Genomic DNA, 15,630 nt, shown 5'->3' with positions numbered 1-15,630 from the left:
CGGTCGCGCGGGCGCGCGTCCGCGACCAGGGAGGATGTCTCTATGGGGGCATAAACTGGCCTTATGGGGAGTGCGGAGGAACAGCCCGGGGTCGTCGGTTCCATCGCGCACCGGGTCCCGGACCTCGGGGCGCTGGAGTTGCTGCTGGCCGTGGCCCGGCTGGGCAGCCTCGGCGCGGCCGCGCGGGAGCTGGGCATCACCCAGCCCGCCGCGAGCAGCCGGATCCGCTCCATGGAACGCCAGCTGGGCGTGGCCCTCGTCGACCGCTCGCCGCGCGGGTCGCGGCTCACGGACGCCGGTGCGCTGGTGACCGACTGGGCGCGGCGGATCGTCGAGGCGGCGGAGGCGTTCGACGCGGGGGCGCAGGCGCTGCGGGACCGGCGGGACTCCCGGCTCAGGGTGGCGGCGAGCATGACGATCGCGGAGTACCTGCTGCCGGGCTGGCTGCTGGCGCTGCGCGCGCAGCGCCCGGACACGGCGGTCTCGCTGCACGCCGGCAACTCGGCGGGGGTGGCCGAGCGGCTGCTGTCCGGGGAGGCGGACCTGGGGTTCGTGGAGGGGCTGACGGTGCCCGGCGGGCTGGACTCGGCGGTCATCGCCCACGACCACCTGGTCGTGGTGGTCGCCCCCGGGCACGCCTGGGCCCGCCGCCGGCGCGCCCTGTCCGCGTCCGAGCTGGCGTCGACCCCGCTGATCCTCCGCGAGAAGGGCTCCGGCACCCGCCAGGTCCTGGACACCGCGCTGGGGGGCCTGGCCCGGCCGCTGATCGAGCTGTCCTCGACGACCGCGGTGAAGGCGGCCGCGGTGAGCGGAGCCGGCCCGGCCGTCCTGAGCGAACTCGCGGTGGGGGAGGAACTGGCGCTGCGCCGCCTGGTCGCCATACCGGTGCAGGGCGTGGCCCTGGCCCGCGACCTGCGCGCGGTCTGGCCGACGGGACACCGGCCGACGGGGCCGGCGCGGGAACTGCTGTCGCTGACCCGGGGCTAGCCCAGGCCCAGGCCCAGGCCCTGGCCCCCGCCTCTGCCCACGGGTGTGGCCGCGCGCACCAGTGCCTCCATCACCCGCACGTCGTCCCCCATCTCCGGATGCCACTGCACACCCAGTACCCACGCAGCGGTCGGCAGTTCGATCGCCTCGACGGTGCCGTCCGCCGCGTGGGCCGACACGAGAAGGCCCGAGCCGAGGCGGTCCACCGCCTGGTGGTGATAGGTCGGTACGGCGCTCTCCTCCGGGACGACACCGGCGTACAGCGTGCCGGGGACCGGCTTGACCGGGTGGTGGCCGAAGACGCCGACGACCTCCGCGTGCCCGTCCATGTGCTGGGTCAGCGTGCCGCCGAGCGCGACGTTCAGCAGCTGCATCCCCCGGCAGATGCCGAGCAGCGGGACGTCCGCCGCCAGCGCCGCGTCGATCAGCGCCAGTTCCCACGCGTCCCGCTCCCGGGCCGGCGGGCCGGTGCGCGGGTCGCGCTCCGCGCCGTAGTGCACCGGCTCCACGTCGGGTCCGCCCGCGACGACCAGGCCGTCCAGCCGGGCGACCGTGGCCGCGGCGTGGTCCGGCGCGTCCGGCGGGAGCATCGCCGCCAGGCCGCCCGCCCGCTGCACCAGCCGGGGATAGCCGGCCGGCAGCAGCGCGGCGTCCAGCTCCCACACGCCCCAGCGCGCCCCGGCCTCCAGATACGTGCTGACGCCGATCAGCGGCCGTCCGCCGTTCGTCATCCGCCCTCCCGCCCGCTCCGCCGACGTCGTCCGTTCAATGGACTGTATCCATACCTTTTCATGTCAGGAAGCCCCTGAGCAGGGCCGCCGTCCCCGCGCAGTGCTCCCGCATCATCTCCCGCGCCCCGTCCGCGTCCCCGTCCAGCACCGCCTCCACCAGCGCGGTGTGCTGGCGCTGCGAGTGCTCCAGGTTGCGCACGAGCAGCGGGATGCAGTCGAGCAGGTCGTTCACCGTCGCCCGGACCGCCGCGTACTGCGCCGTCAGCGACGGCGAGCCGCACAGCTCCGCCAGGGTGAGGTGGAGCAGGGTGTCCCGGCGGCGGTAGTCGGCCAGCGGCGCGTCCTCGGTCCGGGCGAGCGCCTCGCGCAGCCGGTCCGCCCGCTCGCCGGTCAGCCCGTGCGCCGCGCACAGCCCCGCCGCACCGACCTCCAGCACCTCCCGGAACCGCAGCACGTCCTCGATGTCGACCTCGGCGATCCGGCGCCGCAGCTCGTCCTCGCCGCCCGCGTCCGTGCGCGGCAGCACGAACGTTCCGCCGTACCGGCCCCGCCGGGACTCCACCAGCCCCTGGTCCTGGAGCACCTTCAGCACCTCGCGCAGGGTCACCCGGCTGATCCCGAGCCGCTCCGCCAGATCCCGCTCGGCCGGCAGCCGCTCGCCCCCCGGCACCAGACCCAGCCGTACCACCTGGAGGATCTGCTCCAGCGCCTCCTCGAAGCCGTTCCCGGCCCGCACCGGCCGCAGCACCGGCGTCAACCGGTCGTCCGGTGCGTCGCCCGCGTCCACCGACATCTGGCCGTGCCCCCTTCCCAAGCAATGGTTCTCCGCAATACCTTATGGCTCCGGCCGCCCGAGCCAAAGAGGCGACAGAAGCCGAGGAAGCCTGAGGAGGCCCTCCCGTGGCAGACCGCACAGCCCCGCTCAGTGTCGAGGAACTGCACGCCCTCGTCGCGAGCGGTGAGATCGACACTGTCGTCCTGGCCTTCCCCGACATGCAAGGGCGACTGCAGGGAAAGCGGTTCGCCGCCCGCTTCTTCCTCGACGAGGTCCTCCACCACGGCACCGAGGGCTGCAACTACCTCCTCGCCGTCGACACCGAGATGAACACCGTCGACGGCTACGCCATGTCGTCCTGGGAGCGGGGCTACGGCGACTTCGCCATGCACCCCGACCTGACCACCCTGCGCCGCGTCCCCTGGAACGCCGGCACCGCCCTGCTGATCGCCGACCTCGGCTGGAACGACGGCTCGCCCGTGGTCGCCGCCCCCCGCCAGATCCTCCGCCGCCAGCTGGAGCGCCTCGCCGAGCACGGCCTGACCGCCCAGGTCGGCACCGAGCTGGAGTTCATCGTCTTCAAGGACACCTACGAGGCCGCCTGGGACGCGCACTACCGGGGGCTCACCCCCGTCAACCAGTACAACGTCGACTACTCGATCCTCGGCACCGGACGGGTCGAGCCGCTGCTGCGCCGGATCCGCAACGAGATGGCCGCCGCCGGCCTCACCGTCGAGTCCGCCAAGGGCGAGTGCAACCCCGGCCAGCACGAGATCGCCTTCCGCTACGACGAGGCCCTCGTCACCTGCGACCAGCACGCGATCTACAAGACCGGCGCGAAGGAGATCGCCGCCCAGGAGGGCGTCTCGCTCACCTTCATGGCGAAGTACAACGAGCGCGAGGGCAACTCCTGCCACATCCACCTGTCGCTGGCGGACGCGGACGGCCGTAACGCCATGGCCGCCGAGGACGGCGGAATGTCCGACCTCATGCGGCACTTTCTCGCCGGACAGCTCGCCGCCCTGCGCGACTTCTCCCTCCTCTACGCCCCCAACATCAACTCCTACAAGCGGTTCCAGCCCGGCTCCTTCGCCCCCACCGCCGTCGCCTGGGGCCACGACAACCGCACCTGCGCCCTGCGGGTCGTGGGCCATGGCCGCTCCCTGCGCTTCGAGAACCGGCTCCCCGGCGGCGACGTCAACCCGCACCTCGCGGTGGCCGGTCTGATCGCCGCGGGCCTGTACGGCATCGAGCGGAAGCTGGAGCTGCCCGAGGCCTGCCCCGGCAACGCCTACGCCGCCGACTACGCGCACGTCCCCACCACCCTGCGCGAGGCCGCCGAGCTCTGGTCGGCCAGCCCGGTGGCCCTCGCCGCCTTCGGCGAGGAGGTCGTCGCGCACTACCGCAACATGGCACGCGTCGAGCTGGAGGCCTTCGACGCCGCGGTCACCGACTGGGAGCTGCGCCGCTCCTTCGAACGTCTCTGAAAGGTCAAAGGTCCTGCCGTGTCCGACCAGCACCCGCACGAGCTGATCGTTCTCAACCCCGCCACCGAGGAGGTCGTCGCCACCGTCCCGGCCGCCGACGCGGCCGACGTGGACCGCGCGGTCGCCCGCGCGAGCGCCGCCCAGACGGCTTGGGCGGCCACCGCCCCCGCCGACCGGGCCCGGCTGCTGCGCCGCTTCGCCGACACCGTCGACACCCATGTCGAGGAACTGGCGCGGCTCGAGGTCCGCGAGGCCGGCCACCTCCTCGGCAACGCCCGCTGGGAAGCCGGCAACGCCCGTGACCTGCTGCTCTACGCGGCCGGTGGCGTCGAACGGCTGCTGGGCCGGCAGATCCCCGTCCCCGGCGGCTGGGACGTCACCTTCCACGAGCCGCTCGGCGTCGTCGGTGTGATCGCCCCCTGGAACTTCCCGCTGCCCATCGCCGCCTGGGGCTCCTTCCCGGCGCTCGCCGCCGGCAACGCCGTCGTCCTCAAGCCCGCCGAGACCACCCCGCTGACGGCCTTGCGGCTCGCCGAACTCGGCCTGGAGGCCGGGCTGCCCGAGGGTCTCTTCCAGGTCCTGCCCGGCTACGGCGCGGTCGCCGGCCGCGCGCTCGTCGACCACCCCGCCGTGGCGAAGATCGTGTTCACCGGCTCCACCCGCACCGGCCGCGAGGTCATGGAGCGCTGCGCCCGCCAGGTCAAGCCCGTCACCCTCGAACTCGGCGGCAAGAGCCCGAACATCGTCTTCGCCGACGCCGACCTGAAGGCCGCCGTCGACCCGTTCTCGTTCCTCGACAACTCCGGCCAGGACTGCTGCGCCCGCACCCGCATCCTCGTCCAGGAGTCCGTGTACGACGAGGTGGCCGACCACCTCGCCCGGGAGCTGTCCGCCGTCGTGGTCGGCGACCCGGCCGACGAGGCCACGCAGATGGGTCCGCTGATCTCCCGTCAGCAGGTGGACCGCGTACGGTCGTTCGTGCCGCAGGACACCTCGGCGCTGCGCGGAACGGCCCCCGAGGGCCCCGGCTTCTGGTTCCCGCCGACCGTCCTCACCGGCGCCGCGCCCGACTCCGCCGCCGCCCGCGAGGAGATCTTCGGACCCGTCGCCGTCCTGCTCCCGTTCACCGACGAGGCGGACGCGATCCGGCTCGCCAACGACACCCCCTACGGCCTCTCCGGGTCCATCTGGACCCGGGACGTCGGCCGCGCCCTGCGCGTCTCGCAGGCCGTGCGCGCCGGGAACCTGTCCGTCAACTCCCACTCCAGCGTCCGCTACTGGACCCCCTTCGGCGGCTACAAGCAGTCCGGGGTCGGCCGTGAGCTGGGCCCGGACGCCCTGACCGCCTTCACCGAAACCAAGAACGTCTTCATCAGCACGGAGGGCCCCGCACAGTGACCGAATCGCCCGCAGAGAACATCTGCCGACGCCTCGTCGGCCGCACGGCCGTCATCACCGGAGCCGGCAGCGGCATCGGCCTCGCCACCGCACGCCGGCTCGCCTCCGAGGGCGCGCACGTCGTCTGCGGCGACGTCGACGAGGCGCGCGGCAAGGCGGCCGCCGAGGAGGTCGGCGGGATCTTCGTGAAGGTCGACGTCACCGACCCCGAGCAGGTCGAGGCGCTGTTCAAGGCGGCGTACGACACCTACGGCAGCGTCGACATCGCCTTCAACAACGCGGGCATCTCCCCGCCCGACGACGACTCCATCCTGGAGACGGGCCTGGAGGCCTGGAAGCGCGTCCAGGAGGTCAACCTGACCTCCGTCTACCTGTGCTGCAAGGCCGCCATCCCCTACATGCGGCGCCAGGGCAAGGGCTCCATCATCAACACGGCGTCCTTCGTGGCGCGGATGGGCGCGGCGACCTCGCAGATCTCGTACACGGCGTCCAAGGGCGGCGTGCTGGCGATGTCCCGCGAGCTGGGCGTGCAGTTCGCCCGGGAGGGAATCCGCGTGAACGCCCTCTGCCCCGGCCCGGTCAACACCCCGCTGCTCCAGGAGTTGTTCGCCAAGGACCCGGAGCGGGCCGCCCGCCGTCTGGTCCACATCCCGCTCGGCCGGTTCGCCGAGGCGGAGGAGATCGCCGCCGCCGTGGCCTTCCTGGCGAGCGACGACTCCTCCTTCGTCAACGCGAGCGACTTCCTGGTGGACGGCGGGATCGCGGGGGCGTACGTCACACCCCTCTAGGACCTGTCCGGCCGATCATGCCGAGGCACCGTCGCTTTCCTGTGACTTGATCGGCCGGACAGGTCCTGGGCGTCACAGGAAGGTGTGTCCCTCGCCCCGGTAGGTGGGCACGGTCGCCGTGACCGTGTCCCCCTCGACGAGGTGCAGCATCTCGAACCGCTCGCACAGCTCACCGGCCTTCGCGTGCCGGAACCACACCTTGTCGCCGATCAGCAGATCGTCGGCGGGGGAGCCGAGCAGCGGGGTCTGCACCTCGCCGGGGCCCTCCTGGGGGTCGTAGCGCAGCCCCTCCGGCAGGTACGGCACCGGCAGCCGGTCCGCCCCCGCGGCACCGGAGGCCGGGTAGCCGCCGCCCAGGACGGTCACGACCCCGACTCCCGGCCGTCGGACCACGGGCTGGGCGAACAGGGCGGCCGGCCGGCCGCTGAACGACGTGTAGTTGTCGAACAGCCGCGGCACGTACAGTCCGGACCCCGCGGCGATCTCCGTGACCGCCGTCTCGGCGGCCGTGCTCTCCACGCTGCCGGTGCCGCCGCCGTTGACGTACTCCAGATCCGGTACGACGGCCCGCACCGCGCGCACCACCGCGGCGCGGCGCTCCGCCAGCTCACGGCGGGCCGTGGTCTGCATCAGCCGGATCGCGCGGGAGCGCAGCGGCCGCCCCGCGAGGGAGTCGCCGACCCCCGCGATATGGCCCTCGTACGCCATGATCCCGACCACCTTGAATCCCTGACGGCGGGTCACCGCGCGGGCGAGATCGGCCACTTGGGACGGCGAGTGCAGCGGGGAGCGGCGGGCGCCGACCCGCACCCGGCCGCCGAGCAGTTTCAGCGCGGTGTCCAGCTCCAGGCAGACGCGGACCACTTCGGTCCCGCCGGCGCGCGACGCGTCGATCAGGTCGAGCTGGGAGACGTCGTCCACCATGACGGTGACGGCCTCGGCGAGCTTGGGGTCCGCGGCCAGCTCGGCGAAGCCGGAGCGGTCGGCCGAGGGGTAGGCGAGCAGGATGTCGTCGAACCCGGACCGCGCGAGCCAGAGGGATTCGGCGAGGGTGAAGGACATGATGCCCGCGAAGCCGTCCTTCGCCAGGACGCGTTCCAGCAGGGTCCGGCAGCGCACGGACTTGCTGGCCACCCGGATCGGCTTCCCGCCGGCCCGGCGGACGAGGTCGACGGCATTGGCGTCGAAAGCCTCCAGATCGACGATCGCGAGAGGGGCGTCGAGGTGCTCGGTGGCCCGGTCGTACCGGGCCCGGTCGGCGGCGCGCGCAGTCATGAACGAAGCCTGCCAGACCGGATTACCGCAGGGTAGGGGGACGATCCGGGCAGATGCCCCGGGGGTGCGGGGACTGGTTCCCGTTCGCCCAGGAACAAGCCGTAGAGTGACGCGCACGCACGGACGACGGCTCCGGCCGGGAAGCCGCGCCCGGGATGCCGGTCCGCCCGTGCGGGTATGCGTGCCCAGGGACGGACCACGACGTCCGCACCGGGCCGCCGGGCACACGCACGTCGGCCCGCGTACGAGAACGACGGCCCGGGCACGAGGAAACGGGGGGTGCATTGAGCACGGAAGCACGCCGCGCCTCCATCCCCCCACGCCCCGATGTCCCGCCTCGCCCCGCCCAGCCGCCGACGGTGCCGGACGAGGGTGTCTCCGGTGAGGATGCGTCCTGGTCGGCCTTCGGGGTCCCGGTCTCCGGTGAAGACGCCCCCCGGGACGCGGGACGGCCGGGCTCCACGGCCGACCCGACCCCCCGCACCGCGCCCCGGTTCCCGAACCTGCGGGCGCCGTCCTCTCCCCAGCACCCGGACGCCATGACCACCCCGCCCCCGCCACCCCCCGCATCGGCCCGCTTCCCGGACACCCCGCCCCCCGCATCGGCGGGCTTCCCCGGCATGCCGTCGCAGCCGGCCCACCCCGGCGGCACAGCGCCGAGCGACGAGCCCCGCACACCCGCGCCGAGCGACCCCTGGCCGTCCCGCCCGGACGGCTCGGCCGCGCCGCGCTCCTCCGCCTCGGGCGTCACACGCCCCGCCCGCCTGGACGCCACGACCCCCCGCTCCGGCGACGCCGACCCCGCGAGCACCGGCGGCACGCGCCCGGCGGGCAACGCCAGTCCCACCGGCGCCGGCGGCGCGCGCCCGGCGGGCGGAGCCACTCCCGCAGGCGGCGGCACACGCCCGGCGGGCCTCCACGACTTCCGCCGCCCCGGCTGGAACACGAACCGTTCCACGGGCCCGGACGGTTCCGAGCCGACCGGCAGGGGCGGCTCCCGGGGCACGGGCACGGACGGCGCCCGATTCACCGGCCCAGGCGGTCGCGAGGGCACCGGCTCGGCTGCCGCCGACGGCTCCGGCGCCGCCGACTCCGCCGGCGCTGCGGCCCCCCGCCCCACCGACCGGGACCGGGGCGACGCGCGCCCCGATACCCCCGACCTTCCCCCGACCGCCGACAGCGCCTGGACCCCCTTGCCGCGCGGGTGGGTCCCGCCGCCCAGCACCACCCACCGCGACCCGGCCCGGCCCTCCACACCCGCCACCGGCAGCGGCACCCCCTCGGCGCCGCGTTCCGCGTCCGCCGACGGGGCGACTTCCGGCCGGCGCTCTGCTACGGACGGTGGTGGGATTCCCGGCAGCCCTTCGGCTTCCGGTAACGGTGTTGCCTCTGGCCATCGTCCCGTCCCGGGATCCGGTGCGGTTCCCGGCAGCCGTCCGCCGGCCTCTGGCGACACGACCGCCCCGGGCCGTCGCCCTGCCCCCGGCAACGGCGCCGTCCCCGGTCAGCGTCCTGAGTCCGGCCGTGACGTTTCCTCCGGCCGGCGTCCCGCTCCTGCCGGCGGTGCCGCTTCGGGCGGGCGCTTCACCCCCGGCGGCACCGCCACCCCCACCCCACCCCCCGCGAACCCCCCGACCCCCCCTCCCACCACGCCCCCCATCCCCACCGCCACGCCCACGGCCCCCGATCTCGACTCCCCACCGGCCTGGAGTCCCGGGGCGCCGGTTCGGCATCCTGACTTCGTCGTGCCGGTGCCGCCCGTGCCCGGGGTGCCGCCGCGGCCTGCCGCCGCGCCCCTCGCGGGTGAGGGCGGAGCCGCCGGGCCCGACCCCGCGCTCTCGTGGAGCGCTCCGATGGCGCCCGGCGGTGCCCCCGGGGCCACCCGGCCCGTGGTGTCGTTCGCCGAGCCGGAAGGGTTCGGGGAGCCGGGCCACGCCACGGGGCGGCGCAGGCGCGTCGTCGTGGCGGCCGCCTGCGTCGTGCTGGGACTCGGGCTGATCGGTGGTGCCGTCACCGGGAGCTGGCTCGCCGGGGACTCCGCGGACGCGGCCGAGCGGACCTCGTACACCACCGCCGGCGGCCTGTGGCACAACGTTCCCGTCGATCAGCTCTTCCCGCCCACCGTCGACGGGCAGGGCGCCGGACCCGGCGGAGCCGACCGCACCTGGACGCGGATCGCCGTCGCCCCGGACAGCGGCTGCGCCGACGCCTTCGACCCGCTGCTGCTCAAGGCACTCGCCCCGGTCGGCTGCCAGCGGCTCCTGCGCGCCACCTACACCGACGCCACCCAGAGCTACGTCACCACCGTCGGCCTGCTCTTCACCACCGCCGACGCCACCGCGATGCGCACGCTCGACACCCGCTTCACCAAGGAAGGCCTCGCCGAGCGCACCGACCTGATGCCCCGGCCGTACGCCGCCAAGGGCACCGCCGCGGCCGCCTTCGGCGACGAACAGCGCGCCTCCTGGACGATCTCCGTCCTCACCGATGCCCCGGTCGTCGTCTACACCGTGTCCGGCTGGGTCGACGGCCGTACCGTCGGCACCCCCCAGCCCGCCCCCGAGGCCACCGCGTCCGGCGCCACCACGGCCCCCGCCCAGGCCGGCCTCGGCAACGAGGCCCAGGGCCTCGCCGACCGCATCGAGCGCAGCCTGCGCAAGACCGCCGTCACGCCGCCCTCGGAGCAGCCCTCATGAGCCGTCGTACGACCACCCGCCGGGCCGGGATCCTCTGCTGCCTGCTCGCCGGCTCCGTCGCCCTGCTGCCCGCCACCCCCGCGTACGCCGACGGCATACGCGGTCAGCAGTGGGCGCTCGACGCCCTGCACACCCAGGAGGCCTGGCAGACCACCAAGGGCAAGGGCATCACGGTGGCCGTCCTGGACACCGGCGTCGAGGCCGACCACCCCGACCTCGACGGCAACGTCCTCACCGGCAAGGACATGGTCGGCTTCGGCGCGAAGGAGGGCGACCGCTCCTGGGCCCGCCACGGGACGGCCATGGCCAGCATCATCGCCGGCCACGGACACGGCTACGCGAACGGCGACGGCGTCCTGGGCATCGCCCCGGAGGCCAAGATCCTGCCCGTCCGGGTGATCCTGGAGGACGGCGACCCGCAGCGCGCCAAGGCCCGCAGCACCCGCGGCAACGCCCTCGCCGAGGGCATCCGCTGGGCCGCCGACCAGGGCGCCGACGTCATCAACCTCTCCCTCGGCGACGACTCCGCCTCCGCCCACCCGGAACCGGCGGAGGACGAGGCCGTGCAGTACGCGCTGAAGAAGGGGGCGGTCGTCGTCGCCTCGGCCGGCAACGGCGGCGAGAAGGGCGACCACATCTCCTACCCGGCCGCCTACCCGGGCGTCATCGCCGCCACCGCCGTCGACCGCTACGGCACCCGCGCGTCGTTCTCCACCCGCCGCTGGTACGCCACGGTCAGCGCCCCCGGAGTCGACGTCGTCATCGCCGACCCGGACCACAAGTACTACCAAGGGTGGGGGACGAGCGCGGCCTCCGCGTTCGTCTCGGCGGCCGTGGCGCTGGTCAAGGGCGCCCGCCCGGGACTGACCCCGGCGCAGATCAAGAAGCTCCTGGAGGACACCGCCCGCAACTCCCCCGAGAGCGGCCGCGACGACTCCCGCGGCTTCGGCTTCATCGACCCGGCCGCCGCGATCAGGGCCGCCGCCGACCTGAAGCCCCAGGGCATCAAGGCCGTGCCCTACGACAAGGAGTACTTCGGGTCCGGCCCCGACGCCCCCAGCCCCGACGACGACACGGCCGGCTGGGCGGCGCCCGTCGCGGGCGCGGCCGGGATGGTGCTCCTGGCCGCGGCGGTCGTCGTGTGGCGCGCCCGCCGCGAGCGGTACGACAGCTACTGAGTCCCGGAGGCTACGAGGCCTACGAGAGCTACGAGGCCTACGCGCCGGCGTCGGTGTCGCCGTCGGTGTCCGCCTCGGCCATCGCCGTGACCGCCGCCCGTGCCGCCGCCTCCACCAGCGTGATGCCGTCCGCCTGCGTGGTGCTGCCGTTCGACAGCACGGCCACCAGGAAGCCGCGACCGCCCGAGGTCACCCGCCCGACGCTGTTGACGTCCCACAGCCCGGTCGTGCTCCGCGCCAGCCAGCCGTTCTTCAGCTCCCACGAGGAGCCGTCGGCGGCCGCCGAGACCCCCCACCGCTGCCCGGCGGCTATCCGCCCCATCAGCCCCTGGACGTACGACCGCGAGGCCTCGCTCAGCTCCGAGTCCTCCCCGAAGACCTGCCGGAGCAGGACGAGCTGATCGGCGGCCGTGGTCTGGGTCAGCCCCCACAGCATGTCGTCGCCGCCCTCGGTGGCCGTCAGCCCGAACCGCTCGTTCGCCGCGTCCAGACCCGCCGCCTTGCCGATGGACCGCCACAGCACCGACGCCGAGTCGTTGTCGCTGTTCTCGATCATCGCGGTGGCGTACGTCTTCTCGGCCGCGGTGAGCTGCCGGCCCGCGTCCTGCGCCTGGAGCAGCAGCGCCGCCAGGATGTCGACCTTCACGATGCTCGCGGTGTCGAAGGAGGTGTCGCCGTACGTGGCGCCGTACGTGGTGCCGTCCCCGGAGTCCAGGGCGAGCACGGCCACGGACACGTCCGCGTCGCCGGTCACGGTCACCGACGTCATCGCCTCGGCCAGCAGCGCGTCGTGGTCCACCTCGGGTACCGCCACGCCGTCCACCGACACCTCCCCGTCCGCCGACTCCGACGCGGACACCGAGGGTGCCGCGCCGGACGACGATACGGCCTCCCCGCCGGAGTGCGCCTGTGCCTTCACATAGACGGTCCCGCCCGCCGTGGCGCCCAGGACGGCGACGGCCGCGAGCGCGGTGGAGAGGAGCGGACGGCGCCGGGACGGACGAGCGCGGCGGGCTCGACGTGCTCTGGAAGACTCCATGCCCGTGATGGTGGGGGCACTGACTGTGCGGTCCGTTAGACGGACGTTAGAGCCGCGTCAGCGATGTCTGAGAATCCTGTGAATCCCGTGTCCGCCGGGTTACCGGCCCCGCACAAGTCCAGCAGCATCCCCCCGATAGGGTCGGTGACCGTGGCGAACAAGAACATTCCCGACCCCGGCTACTCCGACGACGACGGCTCCGCCGACCCCCGGCTGAGCGCCGCGCTCGCCGCCTGGGCCGAGGACCGCACCGCCGTGGGCCCGGTCCTTGAGGCGCTGAAGGGCGCCCGGCTGCTGGTCCCCGTGGTGGCCGTGCTCGGCGAGGTCGAGGAGGACGAGAACGGGCTGCGCCGCGAGAAGACCAGCGACATGGCCGTCCCCACCCTGAAGGCGGGCGCCCGCACCGCGCTGCCGGCGTTCACCTCCACCGACTCCCTCGCCCGCTGGGACCCGGCGGCGCGCCCCGTCGCCGTACCCCTGCACCAGGCGCTCCAGGCCGCCGCGCACGAGAAGGCGGACACGGTCGTCCTCGACCTGGCCGGGCCGGTGGCCTTCGAACTGACGGGGCCGGCGCTGCGCGCGCTCGCCGAGGGACGTACGACGGCGGATCCGCTCGCCGATCCGGCGGTGCGGGAGGCGGTACGGGCCGCCGTGGCCGCCGAGTCCGCCGTGGTCAGCGCCCACCTCGGCCCCGGACAGGCCGACGGCACCCTCGCGCTCGTCCTCGACCCGGCCGCCGCCCCCGCCGAGGCGGCCCGGGCCGTCGCCCGGCGCCTGGCCGCGGACGAGACACTGAGGGCCCGCCTGGTGCGCGGCCTCGACCTGGCACTGCTGCCGGCCGGGACGACGCCTCCGGGCGAGCCCCTGTACGTGCGCGGATGAACCGGATCCAGCCGGAACCAGTCGTAACTGGCCGGATCTAGCCGTAGAGGGGTCCGGTGTACTTCTCTCCCGGGCCCTGGCCCGGCTCGTCCGGGACGAGGGACGCCTCGCGGAACGCCAGCTGGAGCGACTTCAGGCCGTCGCGCAGCGGCGCCGCGTGGAAGGAACTGATCTCGGTCGTGCTCGCGTCCAGCAGCCCGGCGAGGGCGGTGACCAGCTTGCGGGCCTCGTCCAGGTCCTTGTACTTGTCGCCCTCCTCCGTCAGCCCGAGCTTCACGGCGGCGGCGCTCATCAGGTTGACGGCGACCGTCACGATCACCTCGACCGCGGGGACCTCGGCGATGTCGCGGGTCATCTCGTCGAAGTCGGGCGCGTCGGGGGAGTCGGCGGAGCCGGCGGGGGAGGTCTCACTCATGCCCCACACGATAGGCGCAGGCCCGCCGGGCCTCCGTACCGAGGCTCGATTCGCCCTTCCTGGCGCGGGCTGCTAATCTCGTGTAACGACCGGTCGGACACGCGTGCCCCTCAGCAGGCGGGCCCGGCCCACAAGTGGAGGCTCCGAACTCCCACCCGACCACCCCCAGGGCGGCGGGTCACCCCGGTCAGGCGGCCGCCATCGTTCCGTACGGACGATGGAGTCGCCCGGTAGTGCGCCCCGCGATCCTCGCGACGGTGCTCCGGTAGTGCTTGGAGCCCCGCATGTGATCGTTCGGGGCATTTTTTTGTGCTTCGGCGTGGTTATAGGTCTAACGACACAGACGTTACGCGGCCGTCCGCCAGACTGCCGCGTGGTGCTACCAAGGAGGATCCATCAGCGCCGAGCCCCGCATCAACGACCGGATTCGCGTTCCCGAGGTGCGACTTGTCGGTCCCAGTGGCGAGCAGGTGGGCATCGTCCCCCTGGCCAAGGCACTGGAGCTTGCGCAGGAGTACGACCTGGACCTGGTCGAGGTCGCGGCGAACGCCCGCCCGCCGGTCTGCAAGCTCATGGACTACGGGAAGTTCAAGTACGAGTCGGCCATGAAGGCCCGTGAGGCGCGTAAGAACCAGGCGCACACGGTCATCAAGGAGATGAAGCTCCGGCCGAAGATCGACCCGCACGACTATGACACCAAGAAGGGTCACGTCGTCCGGTTCCTCAAGCAGGGCGACAAGGTCAAGATCACGATCATGTTCCGCGGTCGTGAGCAGTCCCGTCCCGAACTGGGCTACCGACTGCTGCAGCGTCTCGCGGAGGACGTCCAGGACCTCGGGTTCGTCGAGTCGAACCCGAAGCAGGACGGCCGAAACATGATCATGGTTCTCGGTCCGCACAAGAAGAAGACCGAGGCGATGGCCGAGGCCCGTCAGGCGCAGGAGGCCCGCAAGGCCGAGGCGAAGGCCAACCCCGGCCGCTCGCAGAACGCCGCGGACGCCGACGCCGTCAACGCCGAGGCGGACGACGCCGAGGCCCCTGCCGAGGCTTCCGCCGAGGCGTGACTCCGAGGGACGCAAGTCCCCTGGATGTAACCGATACAAGAGCGACGCTCCAACCCGTGCCCGGTTTCACGACCGGGCACCGGAGCGCCACCGACGAGGAGATAACGGCGCTATGCCGAAGAACAAGTCGCACAGCGGTGCCAGCAAGCGCTTCAAGATCACCGGCTCCGGCAAGGTGCTCCGTGAGCGTGCCGGCAAGCGCCACCTGCTCGAGCACAAGTCGTCCCGTGTGACGCGTCGCCTCACCGGCAACGCCGAGATGGCCCCGGGCGACGCCGCGAAGATCAAGAAGCTTCTCGGCAAGTGACGTACGCGGCGCTCGCCCCGAGCGCCGTACGCCGTAACCGGGACCCAATCGATTTCGGGCCGTGTGAGTCCAACCACGGCCCCGCTACAAGGAGTTAACAAGTGGCACGCGTCAAGCGGGCAGTCAACGCCCACAAGAAGCGCCGGGCGATCCTCGAGGCGGCCTCCGGCTACCGCGGTCAGCGTTCGCGCCTGTACCGCAAGGCCAAGGAGCAGGTCACCCACTCGCTGGTCTACAACTACAACGACCGCAAGAAGCGCAAGGGCGACTTCCGTCAGCTGTGGATCCAGCGCATCAACGCTGCGGCCCGCCAGAACGGCATGACGTACAACCGCCTCATCCAGGGTCTGAAGGCCGCGAACGTCGAGGTCGACCGCAAGATCCTCGCCGAGCTGGCCGTGAACGACGCGGGCGCGTTCGCCGCGCTCGTCGAGGTCGCGCAGAAGGCGCTGCCGGCGGACGTCAACGCGCCGAAGGCCGCGTGACGCTGCGCTGGCCTTGGCCGACGTGACTGAAGGACCCGCAGGTTTCAGCCTGCGGGTCCTTTGCTGCTGATGCCCGCTGAGGCCGTCCGTTCGGGTGCCGGCCGTCGGGGCTGATCGCGCAGT

General features: G+C 73.5%; 15 protein-coding genes. 10 read left to right on the top strand and 5 right to left on the bottom strand.

The annotated features are described in order from the left end of the window. The first annotated feature begins 63 nt into the window (after positions 1 to 63). The gene (locus ACZ6D7_RS20040) at positions 64 to 987 is read left to right on the top strand and encodes a LysR family transcriptional regulator (protein ID WP_469492066.1); all 924 of its coding nucleotides are present in this window, start codon (positions 64 to 66) and stop codon (positions 985 to 987) included. Here the strand turns inward: ACZ6D7_RS20040 and ACZ6D7_RS20035 are convergent. Together ACZ6D7_RS20035 and ACZ6D7_RS20030 are read right to left on the bottom strand one after the other, a co-directional pair. Continuing rightward, positions 984 to 1,718 (bottom strand): gamma-glutamyl-gamma-aminobutyrate hydrolase family protein, encoded by a 735-nt coding sequence (locus tag ACZ6D7_RS20035; protein WP_469492064.1) that lies wholly within the window; start codon positions 1,716 to 1,718, stop codon positions 984 to 986. The two genes, ACZ6D7_RS20040 and ACZ6D7_RS20035, sit on opposite strands and share 4 nt — an antisense overlap. Positions 1,719 to 1,776: 58 nt before the next feature. Continuing rightward, entirely contained in the window at positions 1,777 to 2,511 is a 735-nt protein-coding gene (locus ACZ6D7_RS20030; RefSeq protein ID WP_469492062.1) for a FadR/GntR family transcriptional regulator, read from the bottom strand. A 107-nt stretch (positions 2,512 to 2,618) separates the two neighbouring features. Between ACZ6D7_RS20030 and ACZ6D7_RS20025 the strand changes: the two genes are divergently transcribed. The 3 genes from ACZ6D7_RS20025 to ACZ6D7_RS20015 are packed head-to-tail and all read left to right on the top strand — an operon-like array spanning position 2,619 to position 6,166. Then, positions 2,619 to 3,980: a glutamine synthetase family protein gene (locus ACZ6D7_RS20025; RefSeq protein ID WP_469492059.1), complete on the top strand. Its 1,362-nt coding sequence runs from the start codon at positions 2,619 to 2,621 to the stop codon at positions 3,978 to 3,980. 18 nt (positions 3,981 to 3,998) lie between these two features. Next, positions 3,999 to 5,378 (top strand): aldehyde dehydrogenase family protein, encoded by a 1,380-nt coding sequence (locus ACZ6D7_RS20020; RefSeq protein ID WP_469492057.1) that lies wholly within the window; start codon positions 3,999 to 4,001, stop codon positions 5,376 to 5,378. Next, on the top strand, positions 5,375 to 6,166 hold the full coding sequence (locus ACZ6D7_RS20015; RefSeq protein ID WP_469492055.1) for a 3-oxoacyl-ACP reductase: 792 nt from the start codon (positions 5,375 to 5,377) through the stop codon (positions 6,164 to 6,166). Before ACZ6D7_RS20020 ends, ACZ6D7_RS20015 begins: the two co-directional genes overlap by 4 nt. 72 nt (positions 6,167 to 6,238) lie before the next feature. Here the strand turns inward: ACZ6D7_RS20015 and ACZ6D7_RS20010 are convergent, their stop codons facing one another. Continuing rightward, a complete protein-coding gene (locus ACZ6D7_RS20010) occupies positions 6,239 to 7,441 on the bottom strand; it encodes an amino acid deaminase/aldolase (RefSeq protein WP_469492052.1) in 1,203 nt (400 codons plus the stop codon). 1,853 nt (positions 7,442 to 9,294) lie between these two features. Here ACZ6D7_RS20010 and ACZ6D7_RS20005 point away from each other — a divergent pair. Beyond that, complete coding sequence (locus ACZ6D7_RS20005) at positions 9,295 to 10,137, top strand: hypothetical protein (RefSeq protein ID WP_469492051.1); 843 nt, start codon at positions 9,295 to 9,297, stop codon at positions 10,135 to 10,137. Next, positions 10,134 to 11,315 (top strand): type VII secretion-associated serine protease mycosin, encoded by a 1,182-nt coding sequence (mycP, locus tag ACZ6D7_RS20000; RefSeq protein WP_469492049.1) that lies wholly within the window; start codon positions 10,134 to 10,136, stop codon positions 11,313 to 11,315. The genes ACZ6D7_RS20005 and mycP overlap by 4 nt, the downstream gene beginning before the upstream one ends. A gap of 37 nt (positions 11,316 to 11,352) precedes the next feature. Here mycP and ACZ6D7_RS19995 read toward each other — a convergent pair whose 3' ends face one another. Further along, the gene (locus ACZ6D7_RS19995) at positions 11,353 to 12,354 is read right to left on the bottom strand and encodes a serine hydrolase (RefSeq protein ID WP_469492047.1); all 1,002 of its coding nucleotides are present in this window, start codon (positions 12,352 to 12,354) and stop codon (positions 11,353 to 11,355) included. Positions 12,355 to 12,504: 150 nt separating this feature from the next. Between ACZ6D7_RS19995 and ACZ6D7_RS19990 the strand changes: the two genes are divergently transcribed. Then, positions 12,505 to 13,236, top strand: coding sequence for an SseB family protein (locus ACZ6D7_RS19990; protein WP_469492045.1), 732 nt, complete (start codon positions 12,505 to 12,507; stop codon positions 13,234 to 13,236). A 37-nt stretch (positions 13,237 to 13,273) separates the two neighbouring features. On the opposite strand, the gene ACZ6D7_RS19985 is transcribed toward ACZ6D7_RS19990, so the two are convergent. Further along, complete coding sequence (locus ACZ6D7_RS19985) at positions 13,274 to 13,651, bottom strand: DUF1844 domain-containing protein (protein WP_469492043.1); 378 nt, start codon at positions 13,649 to 13,651, stop codon at positions 13,274 to 13,276. Between the two features lie 395 nt (positions 13,652 to 14,046). On the opposite strand from ACZ6D7_RS19985, the gene infC reads away from it, so the two are divergent. The 3 genes from infC (at position 14,047) to rplT (ending at position 15,507) form a co-directional block, all read left to right on the top strand. After that, the gene (gene infC / locus ACZ6D7_RS19980) at positions 14,047 to 14,715 is read left to right on the top strand and encodes a translation initiation factor IF-3 (protein WP_469492222.1); all 669 of its coding nucleotides are present in this window, start codon (positions 14,047 to 14,049) and stop codon (positions 14,713 to 14,715) included. A gap of 112 nt (positions 14,716 to 14,827) precedes the next feature. Continuing rightward, positions 14,828 to 15,022: a 50S ribosomal protein L35 gene (gene rpmI / locus ACZ6D7_RS19975; RefSeq protein ID WP_003977225.1), complete on the top strand. Its 195-nt coding sequence runs from the start codon at positions 14,828 to 14,830 to the stop codon at positions 15,020 to 15,022. A 101-nt stretch (positions 15,023 to 15,123) separates the two neighbouring features. Next, on the top strand, positions 15,124 to 15,507 hold the full coding sequence (gene rplT, locus ACZ6D7_RS19970) for a 50S ribosomal protein L20 (protein WP_162469411.1): 384 nt from the start codon (positions 15,124 to 15,126) through the stop codon (positions 15,505 to 15,507). Positions 15,508 to 15,630: the final 123 nt, after the last annotated feature.

This window comes from Streptomyces sp. NPDC041784, from assembly GCF_055591025.1.
The sequence above is the reverse complement of the archived record's forward strand: the minus strand, read 5'-3'. Positions and strand labels throughout refer to the sequence as shown.

Excerpts from the sequence above, each read along its gene's own strand:
- rpmI (WP_003977225.1), top strand. The coding sequence starts at position 14,828 with ATGCCGAAGAACAAGTCGCACAGCGGTGCCAGCAAGCGCTTCAAGATC.
- ACZ6D7_RS19985 (WP_469492043.1), bottom strand. The coding sequence starts at position 13,651 with ATGAGTGAGACCTCCCCCGCCGGCTCCGCCGACTCCCCCGACGCGCCC.
- ACZ6D7_RS20010 (WP_469492052.1), bottom strand. The coding sequence starts at position 7,441 with ATGACTGCGCGCGCCGCCGACCGGGCCCGGTACGACCGGGCCACCGAG.
- ACZ6D7_RS20005 (WP_469492051.1), top strand. The coding sequence starts at position 9,295 with ATGGCGCCCGGCGGTGCCCCCGGGGCCACCCGGCCCGTGGTGTCGTTC.
- ACZ6D7_RS20035 (WP_469492064.1), bottom strand. The coding sequence starts at position 1,718 with ATGACGAACGGCGGACGGCCGCTGATCGGCGTCAGCACGTATCTGGAG.
- mycP (WP_469492049.1), top strand. The coding sequence starts at position 10,134 with ATGAGCCGTCGTACGACCACCCGCCGGGCCGGGATCCTCTGCTGCCTG.
- ACZ6D7_RS20040 (WP_469492066.1), top strand. The coding sequence starts at position 64 with ATGGGGAGTGCGGAGGAACAGCCCGGGGTCGTCGGTTCCATCGCGCAC.
- ACZ6D7_RS20030 (WP_469492062.1), bottom strand. The coding sequence starts at position 2,511 with ATGTCGGTGGACGCGGGCGACGCACCGGACGACCGGTTGACGCCGGTG.
- ACZ6D7_RS19995 (WP_469492047.1), bottom strand. The coding sequence starts at position 12,354 with ATGGAGTCTTCCAGAGCACGTCGAGCCCGCCGCGCTCGTCCGTCCCGG.